The organism is Acinetobacter sp. AYS6 (assembly GCF_025630795.1).
Lineage (GTDB): Bacteria > Pseudomonadota > Gammaproteobacteria > Pseudomonadales > Moraxellaceae > Acinetobacter.
Genome location: NZ_JAOTNV010000004.1, coordinates 434,233 through 455,391, shown reverse-complemented (window position 1 = coordinate 455,391; position 21,159 = coordinate 434,233). Strand labels below are relative to the sequence as shown.

11 protein-coding genes, 1 tRNA gene and 1 pseudogene are annotated in these 21,159 nt (G+C 41.1%); 8 read left to right on the top strand and 5 right to left on the bottom strand.

The features are described from left to right. The first annotated feature begins 14 nt into the window (after nt 1–14). The 6 genes from OD757_RS02970 (at nt 15) to OD757_RS02945 (ending at nt 14,947) form a co-directional block, all read left to right on the top strand. Entirely contained in the window at nt 15–12,569 is a 12,555-nt protein-coding gene (locus OD757_RS02970) for a phage tail protein (RefSeq protein ID WP_263030811.1), read from the top strand. After that, nucleotides 12,560–12,988 (top strand): hypothetical protein, encoded by a 429-nt coding sequence (locus OD757_RS02965; protein WP_263030810.1) that lies wholly within the window; start codon nt 12,560–12,562, stop codon nt 12,986–12,988. Before OD757_RS02970 ends, OD757_RS02965 begins: the two co-directional genes overlap by 10 nt. Further along, nucleotides 12,988–13,719 carry a hypothetical protein gene (locus tag OD757_RS02960; RefSeq protein WP_263030809.1) on the top strand — a complete coding sequence of 244 codons (732 nt, stop codon included), beginning with the start codon at nt 12,988–12,990 and terminating at the stop codon, nt 13,717–13,719. Before OD757_RS02965 ends, OD757_RS02960 begins: the two co-directional genes overlap by 1 nt. A 119-nt stretch (nt 13,720–13,838) precedes the next feature. Further along, the gene (locus OD757_RS02955) at nt 13,839–14,132 is read left to right on the top strand and encodes a class II holin family protein (protein ID WP_263030808.1); all 294 of its coding nucleotides are present in this window, start codon (nt 13,839–13,841) and stop codon (nt 14,130–14,132) included. A 37-nt stretch (nt 14,133–14,169) separates the two neighbouring features. Continuing rightward, nucleotides 14,170–14,343 (top strand): hypothetical protein, encoded by a 174-nt coding sequence (locus tag OD757_RS02950; protein ID WP_226381308.1) that lies wholly within the window; start codon nt 14,170–14,172, stop codon nt 14,341–14,343. A gap of 55 nt (nt 14,344–14,398) precedes the next feature. Continuing rightward, nucleotides 14,399–14,947: a glycoside hydrolase family 108 protein gene (locus OD757_RS02945; RefSeq protein ID WP_130120242.1), complete on the top strand. Its 549-nt coding sequence runs from the start codon at nt 14,399–14,401 to the stop codon at nt 14,945–14,947. 91 nt (nt 14,948–15,038) lie between these two features. Here the strand turns inward: OD757_RS02945 and OD757_RS02940 are convergent. From OD757_RS02940 to OD757_RS02930, 3 genes are all read right to left on the bottom strand, one after another. Continuing rightward, nucleotides 15,039–15,115, bottom strand: a tRNA-Arg gene (locus tag OD757_RS02940). 113 nt (nt 15,116–15,228) lie between these two features. Continuing rightward, nucleotides 15,229–15,810, bottom strand: coding sequence for a hypothetical protein (locus OD757_RS02935; RefSeq protein WP_263030807.1), 582 nt, complete (start codon nt 15,808–15,810; stop codon nt 15,229–15,231). Nucleotides 15,811–15,957: 147 nt separating this feature from the next. Next, nucleotides 15,958–16,644 carry a 3'-5' exonuclease gene (locus OD757_RS02930; RefSeq protein ID WP_263030806.1) on the bottom strand — a complete coding sequence of 229 codons (687 nt, stop codon included), beginning with the start codon at nt 16,642–16,644 and terminating at the stop codon, nt 15,958–15,960. A gap of 245 nt (nt 16,645–16,889) precedes the next feature. On the opposite strand from OD757_RS02930, the gene OD757_RS02925 reads away from it, so the two are divergent. Then, complete coding sequence (locus tag OD757_RS02925; RefSeq protein ID WP_263030805.1) at nt 16,890–18,119, top strand: alpha/beta hydrolase; 1,230 nt, start codon at nt 16,890–16,892, stop codon at nt 18,117–18,119. Nucleotides 18,120–18,202: 83 nt separating this feature from the next. On the opposite strand, the pseudogene OD757_RS02920 reads toward OD757_RS02925, so the two are convergent. After that, nucleotides 18,203–18,304, bottom strand: a pseudogene (locus OD757_RS02920) (hypothetical protein); the annotation flags it as partial. A 60-nt stretch (nt 18,305–18,364) separates the two neighbouring features. On the opposite strand from OD757_RS02920, the gene glyA reads away from it, so the two are divergent. After that, nucleotides 18,365–19,618, top strand: coding sequence for a serine hydroxymethyltransferase (gene glyA / locus OD757_RS02915; RefSeq protein ID WP_003650657.1), 1,254 nt, complete (start codon nt 18,365–18,367; stop codon nt 19,616–19,618). Nucleotides 19,619–19,680: 62 nt separating this feature from the next. Here the strand turns inward: glyA and OD757_RS02910 are convergent, their stop codons facing one another. Then, a complete protein-coding gene (locus tag OD757_RS02910) occupies nt 19,681–21,156 on the bottom strand; it encodes an efflux transporter outer membrane subunit (RefSeq protein WP_263030804.1) in 1,476 nt (491 codons plus the stop codon). Between the last annotated feature and the right edge of the window lie 3 nt (nt 21,157–21,159).

Below are 21,159 nucleotides of genomic sequence, written 5' to 3'. Positions count from 1 at the left end.
GCGTGAGATTTATTATGTCAATTGTAAAAGGTTCAAAAAAAGGAAGCGGACAAGCGCGACAACCAAATATCGCTCCTGATTCTGCACAGTCAAAAACTCGCATAAATATTCTATATGGCCTTGCTGAGGGGGAGATTGAAGGATTAGCAAGCGGTAATAAGTCTATCTTGCTTGAAAATACACCACTTGAAGATAACAATGGCAAATTAAATTTTGAAAGTGTAAAAGTTGATTTTCGTTCAGGAACAAATGACCAAGACTATATAGAAGGTTTTCCAGCTGTTGAGAGCGAAACTGCAATTGATGTCGAATTAAAAGCGGGAACGCCATGGGTTAAGTCCTTTAAAAATTTAGATTTAGATGCTTTACGTATTCGACTTAAATGGGGGCCTTTACGAACTCAAGATGCTACGAGTGGAGATGTATCAGGTGTAACCATTGAGTACGCAGTAGAATTACAAACTGATGGTGGGCCTTGGACTGAAGTTTTAAAAACAAAAATCTCTGATAAAACTTCCGCAAATTATGAGCGTGCTCATCGGATTAACTTACCAAAAGCTGATTCAGATTGGCTTATTCGTGTGCGCCGTATTACACCAAACTCAACCTCTGAGTATGTTAGTGACAAAATGTATATTGAGGCTGTCACTGAAGTTATTGATGCAAAATTACGCTATCCGAATACAGCACTATTAGGTTTGCAATATGATGCAGAGACCTTTAACAATGTCGCTAAAATTGCAGTTGAATGTAAGGGTACAAAAATTAAACTCCCTTCCAACTATAATCCGGTTTCTAGAACATATGCTGGAATGTGGGATGGTACATTTATTAGTGCATATTCAAATAACCCAGCTTGGGTTTATTACGATATTTGTACCTCAGATCGATATGGTTTAGGTGATCGACTTACACCATTTATGATTGATAAATGGTCTTTATACCGTCTTGGTCAATATTGTGATGAATCTGTAAATGATGGCCAAGGAGGACAAGAGCCACGTTTTACTTGTAATGTATATTTGCAAAGAGCAGAAGAAGCTTATGAAATTCTAAAAAAATTAGCTGGAGTTTTTAGAGCAATTTCTTATTGGGATGGAAACAGTATTATCTGTGATGCAGATATTCCACAAGATACATATTTTACGTATACCCGCGCCAACGTGATTGGAGAATTTGAATATTCAGGTACACGTGCTCGTGATCGCCACAATGTTGTAAAAGTCGCATTTGATAATCCAGCAAATCATTATAAAACTGAATATGAATATGTTCGAGATGAGCAGGCAATTTCAGACTCTGGTCAAGTACGCATTTTAGATTTAAATGCGTGGGGGTGTACTTCACGTGGACAAGCACAACGTGCTGGTTTGTGGGCTTTAAAGTCTGAACAGTCTGAAACAAGAACCGTAACTTTTAAAGTTGGTCTAGATGGATGGATTCCACAACCTGGTCGAGTTATTGAAATTGCAGATGAATTGTTTGCAGGACGTGCTAATGGCGGACGTGTATCTGCAATTTCTGAAGATAGAGTTAATCTAACAATTGATCGCGATGATGTTGTAGCTAAGCCAGGCGATCGTTTGGTTGTTAATGGTGAAAACGGAAAAGCTCAAACTAGAATTATTCAATCTATAAATGGTCGTGTAATTACAGTCACTTTACCATTCGATTTAGGTTCAATTGCTGCGGAAAATATTTGGGTAATCGATGCTCAAGATTTAGCAACAATGAAATTTAGGGTTATTTCAATTCGTCAGGAAGAGAAAAACAAATTTACGATTAATGCTATTCAATATAACTCTAAGAAATTTGATGAAATAGATAGTGGGGCCTATTTTGAAGAAGTACCAATTTCAGTTATTAATCCAACTATTCAGGATCCCGTAAGTGATATTTTAATTACAAGTGAAAATAAAGTTAATCAAGGTATTAATATCACAACAATGATTTTGTCTTGGAAACAGGCAAAAGGTGCAGTTAAATATCTTGTTGAATGGCGTAAAGACAATGGTTCTTGGCTTCGCTTACCACTCACAGGAAATAACTCTTTAGAAGTGCAGGGAGTTTATTCAGGAGATTATCAAGCACGTGTTACCGCAATTTCAGCATTTGAAGTTTCTTCATTACCAGTTTACTCATCAATTACTGAAGTAGTAGGTAAAAAGGGTTTTCCTCCTAAACTGGAATTTATCCGTGCTACTGGTATTTTGTTTGGTATGCAGTTGGATTGGAGTTTTCCTAATGTAGGGGCTCAAGATGCAGCATATGTTGAAATTCGCGTTTCTCCGGATGGTGTAAGTAATATCGCGCCGTTAGGTCAGTTCGCTTATCCAACTAATACTCATAAAGTTCAAGGCTTACAGCCAAATCTAATTCAATATTATAGTGGTCGAATTGTAGATAAAATTGGTAATGTTGGAGCATGGTCGGAATGGGTTAATGGAACAACTGTTGCTGACCCTGAGGCTGTATTAGATCTTATCTCTGGACATATTGCTGAAAGTGATCTCGCCAAAGAGCTTCAAGGCAAAATTGAAAATACTGTTAATGTTGCAGAGGCAGCAGAGCAAGCGGCTACTAATGCACAAACTGCGGCAAGTAGCGCTCAAACTGCGGCTTCAAATGCTCAGATGGTAGCTACAGATGCCAAAACAGCAGCAACAAGTGCTCAAACTGCGGCAAGCACAGCGCAAACACAAGCAACCAATGCTCAACAAGTTGCCAATGAAGCGGGCGCAACTGCGGCTAATGCAAAAAATGCCGCAGATCAAGCGGCAAGCACAGCATTAACTGCCAGCAATGTAGCGACAAATGCCAAAAATGCTGCCGATACAGCAAAATCTATGGCAGAAACCGCAACCACATCTGCTGCCACGGCAAATACCGCTGCGACCAATGCTCAAACAACTGCCACCAATGCTCAAACGGCGGCAAATAATGCAGCAACGGCTGCCTCAAAAGTCGCTTCCGATTTAACTACGTCTACAAATCAGTTAAATCAAAAAATTGCAGATGAAGCAAGCGCACGTACTGCTGCAATTTCACAAATGAATGATGGCCTCATTACTGAAACGACGCAGCGTAAATCAGAAGATGCGGCTCTGCTAAGCAATGTTGAAACTTATAAATCAAGTACCAATGGCACGTTATCAAGTTTGCAAACGCAAATTACAACGAATGCTACAAATACCAGTGTAAATACTTCAAAAATTACTTCGCTTGATTCGCGTTTAACAACAAATGAGGACAAGACAGCCGATGCAATTAGCTCTGCTGCAACTGCTCAACAAACGGCAAATACAGCGGTAACAAATGCGACAGCAGCGGCCTCAGCAGTTACATCTCTTAGATCAGACCTAAGTTCAGGCAAGGGTATCAATAACATCATTGCGCCTTTTTCTGATCCTCAAGAGCTATCAACTAATATTCTTGGCTCTTCAAGAACTGTGGCATTAGTGAATTCGCTAATGCGCGTAAAGGGCAAAGCCTACGATGTCACTTTTACGACAGCAGCAGGAAATATTTATTTCGGTGCCGCATCAACTGCAACCGTAAACACAACGGCAGCAGGCTCAATCACTGGCGGTAAGCGTTACATGCTTAGCGCTTACTTTAAGAATCTAGATGCAACTAAACAAGCAGATGTTTATTTTACATTGCTTTGGTTTAAACGAGCACAAGACGGAACTGTCTTAACTACTCAGATTACATTGCAAAGTCAGCTAACCGGCAATTTAAGAGTAACCCCATCGAATGACGGAGGGACAATTACTTTTAAAGGCGTAACGGCCCCAACTGATGCTTTCGCATTTACTTTTATTTGTACGGGCAATAGTACAAATAACGTTGCAGGCTCACGTATTCTCATTGATATGCTGATGTTTGAAGAGTCTATTGGCGACGATAAGCCTGCTTCAACTTGGACAGCGGGTCCTGCTGATTTGGGTGCAATTAAAACCGCACTTGATACCAATGCCACTGCGATTAGCGGCATTACAACACGCGTGAGTAACGCAGAAAGCACGATTACAAGCCAAGGTAATTCAATTACTCAATTGAATAACAGCATTACTTCAATCAATGGAGCTTTATCGAATAAAGCTGATGCTACTGCATTAAGCGCATTAACTAACCGCGTTACGACAGCAGAAGGCGCGATTACAAGCCAAGGCAATTCGATCACCCAATTGAATAATAGCGTTTCGTCAATTAATGGAGCGCTTTCAGAAAAAGCAGACGCTACGGCTCTAAATTCCTTAAGCAGCCGGGTAACAACGGCCGAAGGTACGATTACAAGTCAAGGCAATTCGATTACATCACTTCGTAATGATTTGACAACAACAAACAACGCGGTAGCCACCAAAGCTGATTCAAGTGCTTTAAATACTCTTGATTCTAAAGTTACAAGCATTGACGGGCGAGTTACGAGTAATGCAGGGGCGATCATTTCTCTAAAATCTGAATTAAGTGGTAAAGGAGCGAATCTTCTTGTTGCGCCTTTTTCAGATCCCCAAGTTGTGCCGTATACGGTAACTAAATCAGGCGTTGAAGTTAGCCTAGTTGACTCAACTTTCAGAACTGGAAAGGCCTATAACTTTAAAAACTTAACTGCCAATTTGAGCAACTACGTTTACATCGGCAACTATGCCGATGGCAAGCAAGCTCCTGTAGCAGTACGTGGTGGAGCTAAATTGCTATTTAGCTTCTACGCAAAAGCAGATGTAGCCGACTACATCGGTCGTTTTGCGTTGCGTGTATTTAATCAAAGCGGCGCTATTGTTCAAACAGTCACTTTGTTATGGACATCAACGCAAACACAGAACATTTCTTTCACTACTGATTTTGTAAAATACAATCTTTATATTTCTGCTCCAATTGTTGCAACTGGCGTAACTGCAACTATTTTGCTTTACACAGGGGGCGCTTCATCTGCCTCTTTGACTCCTGCTGGCGCGATCTTAACTATGGACAAGTTAATGATCGAAGAATATGTGGGAGACAGCAAGGATGGCTCGCCATGGGTAGCGGGTTCAGCCGATCTTAGTGCTATTTACGCCTCGTTAGATGCAAGCGCCACAGCCGTAAGCAATCTCACAACACGCGTTAGTAATGCGGAAGGCACTCTTACAAGCCAAGGTAATTCAATTACCTCCCTGCGTAATGACCTGGCCACAACCAACAATAACGTCTCGAAGAAAGCTGACGCATCCGCACTAACCTCACTTGATACAAAAGTGACTAGCATTGATGGTCGCGTAACGACCAATACCAATGCTGTTACCGCTCTTCAAGGACGAGTAAATACTGTTGAAAGTGGACTTTCAACTAAAGCCGAAGCAACTGCATTAAACAACTACTACACAAAAACTGAGGCTGATTCTGCGACTTCGGGAGCGATCGATACATTTAATTCTCAGTTAACGATTGGTGGTGTGAATGCCGTTGCAAATTCAGAAGCTCCACGTACATCAACTGCTGCGACAAACAAAGAATACTTGATGTACGAACGTAGCGCGGAATTAAAGGCGTTCTACGATGAGAATCTCGATAAGCCAATCACAATCTCTTTCGAGATGAGTGTACCTGTTGTCGGCTCTGTCCAAGTGTATGCCTCTAATAATTCGGCACACACATTCGCCGTAACAGTGAATGCGATTATTCCTAATCAGTTTGTTAAGTATTCAGTCACAGTAACTCCTAAAGCACATATTGCGAGTACGACCATTTCGACAATTGAGTTTTACGGAGTTTATGGTACTGGCCGTATTCCGACAATTCGCAAATTGCAGATTGAGGCAGGCACTAAGGCGACTGCTTGGAGTCCTAGTCCTCGTGATACCAAAGCGCTTCTTGATGCCAACGCTACCGCCATTCAGACAACACAAACCAAAGTCGACAACATCGATGGGCGTTTAACCACTGCCACAGATTCGATTACCTCTCTAGGTTCTCGAATGACAACGGCGGAAGGAAACATCAATGGTACAAACAGCGCTGTAAGTGGACTTTCGACCCGTATGACAACCGCTGAGGGCAAAATCACAAATCAAAGTGATTCAATTGCCTCTCTTCAAAACAGCGTTTCAACAATTAATGGCAATTTATCTAATAAGGCCGATTCAAGTGTCGTAAATAGCTTAACAAGTCGCGTTGCGGCTACAGAGGGAAATCTTGTTAGCCAGAGTGGACAAATTACCACTTTGAACAACAATCTCACGACGACTAATAACAATTTGACCGCAACAAACACAGCGCTTAATGACGTTAACGATCTAGCGCGCTTGCAGTCACTCGGAAAACCATTACGTGATGATCCGATGTTCATGACTGGTAATGGCGGCTTAGGGCCGTATGCTGCAATCACTGGCTCTAGTTTTACACGCCAAGCAAAGTCAAGTGACAACCCAAGCACAAGCACAAATGAAATGCTGTTGTCATTTACATCGACTGTAACGGGTCTAGGTTCAGGGTGGTACCCAACAGCTCCAACATTAGTGGGTGGACCTAATAAAGTCTTCCTGATCAAGCAAGTAATTAAAATGCCTGTCGGCTTCTATCTTGTCGCTATTGGGAATGACATTGGTACAGGCGGCTATCGAAAAATTTACGGCAATATCGATGGTACAGGTAAGTTTGAAACTTATTTGACAGTAGTTGCTTGTGGTCCAGATGCTACAGCGAGCATTCACGGTCATTTTAGAGCTGCCGTTAGATCGACTCAGACTGGTACGACCGTAAACCCACTTGAAGTAAAACTCGCATCTTATGAAGTGTTCGACGTTACCGCTGTAAACGATACGATTCCTAAAGCTTATCGCGACTCGATTTCAGCTAATGCAAGTGCTCTCTCTACCCTAACAAATACCGTTACACAACAGGATAATACCATTACTTCACAGGGTAATTCGATTACCTCTTTGAATAACAGCATTACTTCTATCAATGGCTCACTTGCAAACAAAGCTGATGCTTCGGCAGTTACTTCGCTTGATTCTAAAGTAACGCTAATCGATGGAAAATTAACCTCGAATACTTCTGCATTAACCGCTTTGCAAAGTAGTTTTGATGGCCTGCCGAATCAAGGTGTAAACCTTTTAGGCCCAGAAATCTCAAATCCGGTTGAAAAACCAACTAACTGGGTATCAGGTTTACCTTATGAGGTCGTTTCGTCAACTGATACAGTTAACGTTCGGGCATTCCAGTTCACAATGCCTACTGCAAGTGGTAGCGGACTTTACTTTAATATTGGCGGAGGGCAAGTGCCTCGTCAGTGGTTAACTGAAGGCAAATACATATTTAGTTTCGTTGCTAAAACAGTTGATGGCACACCACCACACCCGATTGACTGGTTGATGTATAACGTAAGCGCTACTCGTCTACGTTTCAACATTACAGCAACACTAACCCGCTATAGTGGAGTTTTTACGGTGCCTGCTGGCGGTGCTGCTGCTTGTATGTTGTTAATCGGCAACCCTACTGCGAAGGCTGCTGGTCAAGTTGTCGTTATTGAAAGAATGATGCTTGAGAGACAAGTTGGCAGCAACACAACGCCTTCAACTTGGATTGCGGGTTCTGACCCAAGTGGAATGATTATTTCGACGCAAGCCAAAGCGACGGATTTATTCAACACAGCAACTAACCAAAACAGCGCAACTGCGGGACGTGTAACGAGTCTTGAAAGTCGAATGACTTCGACAGAAGGGGCGTTATCGACTAAAGCTGATGCCTCAGCGCTTCAAACGCTTGATACCAAAGTTACGAATGTAGACGGCAAAGTAACGTCCAATACAAATGCCATCACATCGCTAAGTTCAACATTAAGCAATGCCACTTCTAGCATTTCAATGAATGCTGGCAACTCAGTTACGGATTGGACTTTATTCAATGCGCCTGGCGAATATTCAATTGTCGCTCAAGTAGATGGCCAAGCAGGACGAGTAATCCAGCTTGGTAACAATACTGGTAACGATATGGTTTGGATGCATCCAAACAACTTCATTCCATTTGATGCAACTAAAACCTACCGATTACGCGCACGTTATCGCCGTCGTGCGGGTACGGGATCTGTTTACATTGGCGTATCTCAAAAGACTCCTGACAAAGCGTTTTACGTCACGACTGGAAACACCCTCGCCAATGATATGGGTTCATCAAACTACGTCGTCAATGCTCAAACACCTGCGTTCGATCAATGGCAAGAGGTGGTTGCTTACTTTAAAGGGCGTTCTTCAGGTGCCGCGACTGGTTCAGGTTCGCAAGCAAGCCCTCGCACCATCTCACAACAAACTGGCTTCATTACGCCAATGCTCATTGCGAACTATACGGGTCAAACAGGCATTGTAGAGCTTGATTACTTAATCCTCGAAGATGCAGAAGCCATTGCTGGCAACCAAGCGAATGCAACTGCCTTAACTACTTTGGATACCAAAGTTACTGATGTTGATGGACGCTTAGCGACGGCTACAAATTCAATCACAGCGCTTGGCTCTCGTATGAGTACCGCTGAGGGAAATATTTCGGCGACCAATTCTGCTTTAAGTGGCCTTTCCACAAGAATGACGGCTGCTGAAGGTGGGTTAACGAATCAAAGTAACTCAATCACTTCGCTAACCAACTCGATTAACTCATTTGATAGCGATTCATTAATTCCTGATTACAACCTCGCAAATTCTGAAAAGTGGATTAGTCACTACAGCTATGCGATGGCTCAGTATTTCAAAACGACTACCACTGGCAAAGTCAGCAATACGGTATTCCGCAAAGACACAACAGTTCCAGTGAACTGTTTTAACTACGCAAGAACGCCTTTACCAAATGATCGCACATACAAAGTAAGCTTTTGGGTTCGTTGTAGTGCTGATTCAAATGGCTTGTTGATGATTCCAATCGGTCGTTCTGGAAATGATGGCAAGTTTACAACTTCGGGTTACACAAGCGTTGGCGTGGCAGTTACAGACGTTCCAAAGAATGAAACGTGGACAAAGATCGAGAAGATTGTAAATCTTACATCTACATCTGACGCCAATCCACAACTGTTCTTCGGTATCGCGCCTGGTCATACGGGCACAGCAGGTTGGTGGGAAGTTCAGGGCTATAAAGTTTCACCAGTTTTAACGACGGCGGATGCTGATAGCAGTTTTGCGACCTCTGCGGCTCTTAGCTCTTTAACATCTACTGTTAACCAACAAGGCAGCACTATTACAAGTCAAGGCGCTGACATTACCAACTTGAAAAACAGTGTTACCTCAATCAACGGAACGCTTACTAACAAAGCAGATGCGTCGGCGGTCAATACTCTTTCTAACCGAGTTACGGCAGCAGAAGGAAACATCACAAGCCAAGGCAACTCAATTACAAGCTTGAATAACACGCTTGCGAATAGTGATTTATCAAATCTTATTCTTAATCCTGACTTTGTTGACCCTAAGAGTGGTTGGACTGCTGGTGTGATTGTTGATGCGACTGATGCAGCACCTAATCCACCATCTCCAAAAGCATTAAAACTTAACAACCGTGATTCATATTATGGACCACACGTTAAATGCAATGTCGGGGATATGTTCTATGTTTCTGCTTGGTTTGCGACTCCTAACGCTTCCGCAACTGCTACAGCAGTTATTGGCTTAAATACCCGTAATGCTTCGGCTGTAAATGGCTGGTATACGGTTGCAGCGAAATCTACAGACAAAACCACTTGGACGATGGTTGAAGGTTATTTCACTATTCCTGCTGGCGCGGTAGAAGTTCGCCCATGGTTACAGGTAAGCATTGCAGCAGCAGATGCAGCGGCTCAGTTGTGGCATGTAACGAATATCCAAGTGCGCAACATCACAGGTAATAAAAAATTAGCTAGTGATTTGCAGGCAACCTCTTCTGCATTAAGTACGCTTGATTCTAAAGTTACCAATATTGATGGTCGTGTTACTTCTGCATCTAACAATATTGTTACTTTAAACAATAGCGTTACCAACATTAATACCGCGCTTTCACAGAAAGCAGATGCATCCGCTTTAAGCTCATTATCAAATCGAGTGACAACAGCAGAAGGCAATATTAGCTCTCAAGGTAGCTCAATTACTTCCTTGACTAATAACCTAGCGGTGACTACCAATACAGCGAACGCTGCACTGCCTAAGATTCAAGGTGGTACTGGTGCAGCTAAGTTGTTTAGAGGGGTGTTGGTTTTCCAACAAAACGGCGCAAATGTCGTCGGTAACATCGTAATTCAAACGCCTATTACCTTCACAAGTAAGATGTTTAGGTTGGCGCTTACTGGTTATAACTATTTGGCTGGTAAGACCGATATTAATTTGAATATCGGCGGTTATGCTTATACCGGCACTTCAATTATTCAACATGGTGTAGTGAACTCAGGTACATTGCCGATGCGTGTACGTATGGGGGTTCGCAACGGTACTGTTGTGGTTATCTTGACGTCACAAGCGCCTAACGCTTATTGGCAGTATCCTAAATTTAATATTGATGCCGAAATTGGCTATACAACTCCGCCAGACGATTGGATTAATGGTTGGTCAGCAAGCCTAATTGCGGAAGCCGACCTTGCATCTAGTGGTATTTCAGCAATTGTAGAGCCATCATTGTTAGATGTTTCTACTCAGATTACCGCCAACGCTTCGGCTATCTCTAATCTAACAAATACAGTTACACAACAGGGTGACACCATTACTTCTCACAGTAATAGCATCACTACGTTAAATAACAGTATTACAAGCATTAACGGCGCCTTAAATACCAAAGCGAGCACTTCTGCGGTAACTGATCTTGATAGTCGAGTGACAACTGCCGAAGGTAAAATCACGGCAAATACGTCTTCAATCACTAGCCTAACTGCAAACCTTAAAAATGTAGCCAATGGCATCACAATGTCTGCATCACTTGATGTGGATCCTGATAGCGAGTGGAATTATTGGGTTAAAAACGGTGAAGTTGCGAGAGCTGATGATACTTCAGCGCTTGGTGGCAAAGTCTATCGTTTTGGTAACAACGCGGGAAATGACCACGTAAACGCGAGATCAAAAGCAAAACTGCCGTTTGACCAAACTAAAACTTATCGTATCCGTGCTCGTTATCGTCGCCTCAATGGCACAGGAACAATCTATTGTGCAGTTTGTTGTTTGGCGCTTGATGGCATTTCGCACGTAAATTCAAGCAATACTGTTTCTTTGGACTTTGGTTCATCAAACTACTTTGTGATCAATCAAAGCCCTACAAACAACGTATGGCAAGAAGTGACAGTGTACGTCAAAGGGCGTTCAACAGGAGCGGCGACAGGAAGTTGGACATTAGCAGCTCCTCGCCAGATGCCAAATGCAACTGCATTTTTAAGCGTTCAATTCCTTACTAACTACTCGAACGCGGCAGGCATGACAGAGCTTGATTACATCATCATTGAAGATGCCGATGCGATTGCTGCCAACGATGCCACAGCTAATGCTTTATCGTCACTTGATACGCGAGTAACTACAGCAGAAGGAAAGATTACTTCACAAGGTAGCTCAATTACTTCGCTTAACAACAGCATTACGACTATCAACGGAACTTTATCTTCAAAGGCAGATAGTTCAGCTTTGACAAACTTGGCTAACCGAGTAACCGTAACTGAAGGTTCTATTACCTCTCAAGGTTCTAGCATTACGTCATTAAATAGTTCAGTTAATGGATTACTAAAAGACATTGAGGTTACTGACACTCGCTCAACGAACCAACCGCCGTCATGGTATTGGACAAATTACCCTAAACGTATCGTTCGTGAGTTTAAACAGGCTTCAATAATCGGCCTAACGGGAATGGGCACCTATGTATCACTTGAAACTTATGTTTACTACAGTGACGCAACTGGCGGGGCAATCATTCAGATTGCTCGTGGCTCTGACTCTAAGCTAACTGCGGAACGCCGCAGTGCGAGCACAAGCACTTGGGGCGCATGGTCGCAAGACATCAAAACTCTTAGTGACGGACTTGCCAACAAAGCAGAAGCATCGGCCTTAACATCTTTGGATGCCAAAGTAACTACCATCGATGGAAAGGTTTCTACACAAGCCACAAGCATCACAAATCTAACAACCACTGTCGGTGGACATACATCATCGATTCAATCCCAACAAGAATCAATCGATGGCTTGAAAGCAAGAGCAACGTTGAAATTGCAATCAGGCAATTTGGTCGGCGGTATTGGTATTGAGAATGATAGCAAGACAGTTGATTTCATTATCCAAGCAAACCGATTTGCCATTGGTGCACCTTCAACTGTTACGGGCACGGTCACTCCGAAATACGCATTTACTTATCAATCAACGGCAACGACTTTGCCTAACGGTACAGTGATTCCTGCTGGATTGTACTTAGATAATGCATCAATTGGTTACATCAATGCCGACAAAATCAATGCAACAAGTCTAAGCGCCATTAGTGCCAATCTTGGAACCTTAACCACACTCAAGGATTCAGCGAAGCCTAATGGAGCTAGAATGGTACTTACAGGTAGTTTGATTACCATTTATGACGACAACAATGTTATGCGAGTAAAGATGGGTTTATGGGATTAATTGCTGTAGCAGTAATAACTTTATTTATTATCGGTCTTGTGCTTATTAAAAAGCATAAGGCCAAGGAGTCTAAATTGCCACAAGGGTTACAGGTTTTTAATGAAAATGCTGAAATCGTTTTAGACCTAAACGATGTAGTCGGAAAGGTACTTGGTTACATTGAGGTCCCTCGTAATACAGGGCACCATGATTATCCAGTTACACATCCAAGGTTGGCAGATGGTACAGGATATATATTTAGTCCTGATAATAGTGGTGCAAATTATCTTACATGGGGCACTCCTGATGGCCAGAAAACGATGAGACGTAATCAACATTTTGTTTATCTGACCTCGCAAAATGGGGACACCATTAATATTCATTATTATGGGGCTTCTAATAATGATGTTCCTTTACGAATTTATTTTGGAGTTTATTAATGACTGCTGGAATATATATTAAAAATGAAAACGGGGATATTCAGATAGATGGTGAGTCTTCTGCAATGTATATGGTTAATAGAGCTACTTATATAGCCGCTACTTTTGAGTATACATGTAAGAGTCCTATATCTATTGTTGCGATCTATCTTCATGACAATGTAAACACTCGTATGCGCTGTGATCTCGTAGATAACTTGCCTGTCGGAGATATTCGAAAATACTCTATTGAGATTGTAGACACTAACCACAACTTAATCGAAGGTACATTTACAGTATACGAATTTATGAATATTGGTAATGCTGCCATAGGGGAAATAACAGGGAAAAGTGGATTAGAAATATATAATGAAAATGGCAATATGATTTATAGCTCCAATTATCCAACATTAAATGTAGTGTCTTATTTGCAAGCTATTTATATGGATAATGGTGGAGCACTTCCAAAAACCAATCCTATTGCCACGCATACAGCCCCTATACGTGGAGGTACATCAGGTAAAAAGATTGCTACGGTTGTTACTCAGTTAGGTTATCAAGGCCAATTTACTTATGTAAATGGTGAGTTTGGTCTATGGTTTGCAATACCTGCTTTTTGGGTAGATGAATCACAAGGTACTTTAAATTTGCAATTGCGATGGCTCAAGATAGCCAGGGGTTCAGGCTCTTCGACATTACCAGCAGGATTGGTAAATTGTGTTGCTATGGCTATTGATGTGACTAACTTTTAAAAGCCATTGGAAATAATGGTCCCTTCATTTGGAATTTTAATTAACTACTAATTTACAGATTTTTTCACAGGCACCCATAAGGGTGTTTTTTTATACCCAAGAACTGGAGGGAGGCATGAATGAATGACCAAACAAATAGTGTGGTTGAAGCAGCTGCAAGTACAGCAGCGGCTACGGCAACTAAATTTTCATATGGCTATGTCGTGGGCGGGGGGTTGATTGGAATTGCTGGAAAAATTGATTGGGCTGTAATTATTTCAATCTTAATTGGTGTAGCAACCTACTTAACAAATCTCTACTTTAAGCGCCGTGATGAAAAACGTTCAGAAGAGATTCATGAATTGCGTAAAAAACAGTATGAGCAAGCCAAATTACGCATCAAAGAGGATAAAGAGGATAAAGATGAAAAGTGAAAATACTCGGACATATTTAGCATACATGGTTATTGCAATGTCATTTCTCTGTGTTCTTGGGTTGTTCTTTATTGAATATCCAGACAAAAACCGTGATCTATTAAACGTATCACTAGGTACCTTACTTGGTTTATCTAGTGCTGTGATTGCCTTCTATTTTGGATCTACCAATAAACAAAAAAAGGAAGCTGAAGATTCAAATCAACAGTAATGATTCAAATTTACGTGCTACCTCTGAGTAGTTTTCAACTCTAAAGGAAAGTGGAATGAATATTGAAAAATATTTAGATGAGTTAATTAAGCGCGAAGGCGGCTATGTAAATAATCCAGCGGATCGGGGAGGTGCAACAAAGTACGGAATTACTGAAGCAGTTGCTCGAGCAAACGGATTCAAAGGTAATATGCGAGATTTGCCTATTGAAACTGCAAAGTCTATTTATAAAAAACAATACTGGACAGCCCCACACTTTGATCAAGTAAATTTAATTTCTCCTGTAGTAGCTGAAGAACTTTTAGATACAGGTGTTAATTGCGGCATAGGATTTGCAAAACCCCTTTTACAGCGTGCCTTAAATTTGCTGAATAACCAAGGCAAAGCAGGTTGGTCTGATCTTGTAGTGGATGGAATTTATGGTTTAGCTACGTTGGGTGCTTTAAAAATCTATTTGACTAAACGTGGGAAAGATGGTGAAAAAGTTCTAGTGCGTGTACTAAATATCATGCAAGGCCAGCGGTACATCGAAATCTGTGAGCGTAATCCAAGCCAAGAACAATTTTTTTATGGCTGGATTGCTCATAGAATCTCATTTAACTAACTAAAAATTTAACTAAATACGGTACAAATAAAGATTTTTATTCTTAAATTTTGATTTTATTCATTTAAGTTATTAATTGTATAAAATAATTTGGTGCGCCCGGCGGGGATCGAACCCACGACCCCAGGTTTCGGAAACCTGTACTCTATCCAACTGAGCTACGAGCGCATGCGTGGGGCACATCATAGGAAAAAAACACTTGCAGGTAAAGCACGAAATACATGCCAAATGGATTTAATGCTTAATTAAACAGCAAGTTGTTCAATATTTTATATACTTTGTTAAAGAAGCTGAATTGAATAATTAATTGTTCGTAAAGCGTTTGCAAGTTCCTGCGGGGGTATCCGTGATTCTTGCAAACTGGTAATCCATTGCATCTGACACAACTTAAGATCTTGTATTGTTGTGGATTTCTCTATTTTTTGAACAAGTGGTTTAGTCATTAGCCCACAATAGCCACTAAGTGTTTTCATCATTAACAGTTGTATTTCTTCGAAAGAAAGAGTCTGGGGTGGTATTGCTGGTTGAGAAAGCTGGATTTCTCCCTCAAGATAAGGAGTTTGCTCTATAGAGTTAACAACAGATTCTTTTTGATTTCCTTCCATTTTATTTATTGGTAATGTGTTTAAAATAATTTCTTCACCAGTAGATGCTTCGGTAGAGGCAATTGGGGCAATAAGTTTTAAGTCTATAAGTTGTTGAATGAGTTCTGGAGATGCAATACGTTTTTTAAATTCACTATTTAAGTTTTGAAAATCTTCATGGTCTATTAACAGTAATAAACGTCTTTGTTTTGCATTTAAAACTATATTGCGTTGTTGAAGCGCAACTCTTCCCAAATTGGTTCTATAAAAACCAGCCATCGTTTTTCCCCAAATAAAAAATAAATCAGACTGTTCAATCTTCTGAGTTGAACAGTACTATTTTTAATAAAATATAAATGGGGTTAACAATAAAACCTAAAAATGACAATATTATGAATAATCTATAAATATCATTTGGTTAAATTATTAAAAAGCATTTTCTAATGCTTTGCGAAGATAAACATCGAGCTCATCTTGGCGTAATAGCCATTGAATATAGTCTTTAGGAAGTTCAGTAATTGCTGTGCCTTTATGCTTACCAAAGTTAACAGTCGTGGGGATACGTGCTTCTTCAGAAACTCGGTAAAGCTCTTCAATATCTTGAATATTTAAATGATAGACAATATGCATCAAAATATTAGCAGTCAAAATAATATCCGCATCAGCACGGTGAGCACCTTTAAGCATTTCCCGGGCTTTACTGCTGCCTTGAGAAATCATATAGATGAGTGCTGAAATGTTATGAGCTTCTGCCTCTGCCCAAACTTTGCGTGCTAAAGCTAATGTACAAATCGGTTTAATATTTGATACATCTACACCGCAACGAGCAATCGCAGCAATATCATAATCAATATTGTGTCCAATAATATAAGTTGTAGTTTCTGGCAATTTAAAGGTTTTATAGTGGGGCTGGTTTTCTAAATCTGACTCTAATATATGATGAACTGCCATAGCGGCATAAGAAATAGGAGCTCCCACTTGATAGAGCTGATCAAACAATTTGCTTTTATCTAAGGTGAGTTTGCCTTCATTAAGTTCAATCGGGGCATACGCAATTTCAATAGGCAAACCATTTAATGTATGAGTTTCTGTATCTAAAATAATGGCTTGCATATGTGGCCCTTTAAACAATCACGAGTAATCAAGAATGTTAACAGTTGGCTATTCACTTTAAAACATGAAGTGAGGCCAGAAAGTAGTGAGAACGTTAATTTATATTAAAAATAAAGTTTTCAGAGATTAATTTCATCCAATAGAACTTGCGAAAAATAAAGATTAGGCGTAATTGTTTTTAAGGCATTAGAAAATGTTGATTAAAAACTAAAGCACAACAAAAATGGAATTTAAGGGATATATCAATGAAAAAGAAACTATTAATGACGAGCGTTCTCAGCACGAGTTTATTTTTAGTCGCTTGTGGAGGAGGAAGTAGCGATGACAGCCCAGCAAGTACTAACCCATCTGGAACTCCAACCAATAATATTCAAAACCCAGTGGTTAAAGTAGATGCTTACACAAGTACTAACTTAGGATCAGTTGCTGCAGAAAGTAGTATTTTGACTTATAAAATGTTAGGCCAAAGTGGCCAAGAAGTGCAGGCAACCAGTCTAGTATTTACACCAAATACGCCACCACCAGCAGGCGGCTGGCCAATTGTAGTCTGGGCGCATGGTACTACTGGTGTCGCTGATGCTTGTGCACCAAGTAAGACAGCTTTAGCAGACAGTACAAAAGATTTAATTAGTAAATTACTTGCAGCGGGTTATGTGGTCGTTGCGCCTGACTATGAAGGTTTAGGCACACCAGGCATACATCCTTTTTTAAATGTTAAAAGTGAGGCTTTTTCAATTACAGATGCGGTGGTTGCAACACGTAACTATTTATCACAGCGTAATTTATTAACTTCAAAAAAATGGCTGACAGTCGGGCATTCACAAGGTGGGCATGCTGCATTGGGTGCTGCACAATATGCGAGTCGTGCACAGCTCGACTATAAAGGTACTGTAGCCGTAGCACCTGCTTCTAATTTAGGATTTATTTTAGTAGCGGGAGAGCAGTCCGTTGCTACTGCGACCTTAGATAAAAAGATCCCAATGTATGCCCAGCTTGATACATATACTGCGTTAGTTACAGCAGGCATCCGAAATACACAGCCAAGCTTTAATTATTCGCAGGTATTTACTTCACAAACAGAAAGTACAGCACAGCAGGCAGAAACGATTTGTGCAGGGCCATTAGCGCAAACTTTTGCAGTTAATATGCAAACCTACGCAGAAACACATGGCGGCACACTAGATGGTTATACACGTACACAAACTAATTTTATGGGTGTGCCAATTGTTAAGGCATTCTTAGATAAAGATTCGCAGCCGCTACAGGCAAAGGTATCTACACCAATCATCATTTATCAGGGGCTAGCAGATACGACAGTACCTAAAGTAGCAACGGATATCTTGATATCTAATGCCACTGTCGTAGGTACTAAAATTAATAGTTATGTGACCGGTAACTGGGACCATAATACGGCGATGAGTAGTAATGTAGATAACATCGTTGGAAATGTTCAGACTTTGCTAACAGCACAATAGAGTTATTGATATTTAAAGTCTTTTTAATATTTTCATAGGGTAAAGTTAACAATGAAAAAAATTCAAATGTAAGCTTTAAATCAGCTTTTTAACTGATTTATAAATAATGGCTCATTTTTTATAAAACTTGAGCCATTTTTATTTAAAACTGAGCTAACTTCATTCTGTTTAATTATAAAGTTCATGCTACAATATGTCGCAATCTTAGCACGGCTTAAAAGCCCTAATTTATAGGACCCCCGCTAATGTTTGCCAATATTTCCATTTCTGAATTTGATCCAGAATTAGCTCAAGCAATTGCTTCTGAAGGTGAGCGTCAAGAAGCACATATCGAGTTAATTGCATCTGAAAACTATTGCTCTCCTGCTGTGATGGAAGCGCAAGGATCAAAACTTACGAATAAATATGCAGAAGGTTATCCAGGTAAACGCTATTATGGCGGTTGCGAATATGTGGATATCATTGAGCAAATGGCGATTGATCGTGCTAAAGAACTTTTTGGTGCAGATTACGCAAACGTTCAACCACACGCTGGCTCACAAGCTAACTCTGCTGTTTATCTAGCGCTTCTTAACCCAGGCGATACTGTTTTAGGTATGAGCTTGGCTCACGGTGGTCACTTGACTCACGGTGCTAAAGTAAGCTTCTCTGGTAAAACTTATAATGCAGTTCAATACGGTCTAAACTCTGAAACTGGTGAGATCGATTACGAAGAAGTTGAACGTTTAGCATTAGAGCATAAGCCACGTATGATCGTTGCTGGTTTCTCTGCTTACAGCCGTGTTGTAGATTGGCAACGTTTCCGTGACATCGCGGACAAAGTTGGCGCGTACCTTTTTGTTGATATGGCTCACGTTGCAGGTCTTGTTGCTGCTGGTGTATATCCAAACCCAGTTCAAATTGCTGACGTAACCACAACTACGACTCACAAAACACTTCGTGGTCCACGTTCTGGTTTAATCCTTGCGAAAGCGAATGAAGAAATCGAGAAAAAACTTCAATCAGCTGTATTCCCTGGTAACCAAGGTGGTCCATTGATGCATGCGATTGCTGCTAAAGCAATCTGCTTCAAAGAAGCAATGTCTGATGACTTTAAAGCTTACCAACAACAAGTTGTGAAAAATGCTCAAGCTATGGCTGAAGTATTAATCGCTCGTGGCTATGATGTTGTTTCTGGCGGTACTGACAACCACTTATTCTTGTTATCTTTAATCAAACAAGACGTAACTGGTAAAGAAGCAGATGCTTGGTTAGGTGCTGCTCACATTACTGTGAACAAAAACTCAGTTCCAAATGACCCACGTTCTCCATTTGTGACTTCTGGTATCCGTATCGGTACTCCAGCGGTAACAACTCGTGGTTTTGGTGAAGCTGAAGTTCGTGAACTTGCTGGTTGGATCGCTGACGTGATTGACAGCAAAGGTGACGAAAAAGTTATTGCTGACGTAAAAGCGAAAGTTGAAACTGTTTGTGCAAAATTCCCTGTATACGCACAATAAGTTGTAGATATAAAAAAAGCGCCATATGGCGCTTTTTTTATATCAAGTTAATTAGGTAAGAATTAACTTTTAGATTTTATCAATGGTTCGGCATCATGCCAGCCACCACCTAATGCGCGGATTAAATCTACACTAGCCATCATTCTACTGCCGTTAAGCTGTGCAGAGAGTTGCTCTTGTTGCAAAATAGTGCGGTCAGAGTCAATCACATCAAGATAGCTAATTGCACCTTCTTTATAGCGTAGATGAGAAAGCTGATTTGCATGACGAGAAGAGGAGAGTGCTTGGTTTTGAGCCTGAATTTGCTGATCGAGAATACGTTGATCGGACAAGCCATTTTCAACTTCGCGAAATGCATTTAATACGGTTTGGCGATAGCTTGCGACACTTTCTTCATAGGCAGCTCGTGCTTGAGCAACGCCAGCCTTCCGTTGTCCGCCGTCAAATAATGGCAAAGATAAAATAGTGCCTGCGACTGGACCAAGTAAGAATGTACGGCTCGACCATTTACCTAAATCACCTAAAGTTGATGATTCATAACCAAGTGCACCTGTTAGGTCCAGTTTTGGGAAAAAAGCAGCGCGTGCAATTCCAATACGCGCATTATCTGCTGCCATAGCACGCTCGGCAGCAGCAATGTCAGGTCGTCTTTCAAGTAAAGCAGAAGGTAAACCTGCTGGAAGGCGAACGCTGTTTGTTACTAAGGGTTGAATTGCCAAGCTAAACTCAGCAGGTGTTTTGCCTAATAATACTGCAAGAGCATGCTCTGCATTAGCTCTGTTACGAGCAATATTCAATGCGCTCGTTTGTGCTGTAGCAAGTTCGGTCTGTGCGCGAGAAACATCTAATTCACTGACTAAACCATTTTGAAAACGTGTTTGAACTAAGTCTCTTGTCTCGCCAAGCAGTTTAATAGTGCGATTATAAATTGCTTGTTCAGCGTCAAGCTGACGAATGAGAAAGTAGCCTTGGGCAACATCTGCTTGCAAAGCTAAAAGTGCTGACTGATATAAAGCTTCTTGTTGCTGTACATCAGCTGTTGCTGCATTGACACTACTGGCAATACGGCCAAATAAATCGAGCTCATATGAGACATTCGCTTGAGCACGCCATAAGGTTTGTGCAGACGTATGGGCATTTTCATCTAAACCGAGTGAAGCTGGAGATGGCTTTTGACGAGTTGGCCCAAAGCCCGCACCAATACTTGGTAAGCGTTCAGCTTGTGCTGCTGAACGTAACGCACGTGAAGCCTGAATATTGGCCGCTGCTGCTTTAAGGTTTTGGTTGCCAGAAATGGCCTGTTGTTCGAGCTCATTCAATTGAGCATCATTAAAAACACGCCACCATTCACCTCGAATCTGCTGATCAGCAGGTTGGGCAATTTTCCAGTTATTATCCTCAAGTTTTGGGTCAGACTCTTTAAATTTGACGGGAACTATCACTTTTGCAGGTTGATATTCCGGAGCCAAAGAGCAGCCTGCAAGCAGCAGGCTTCCCATGAGTGAGGACAATAATAAGCTTTGTTTTACTGTAGCCATCAA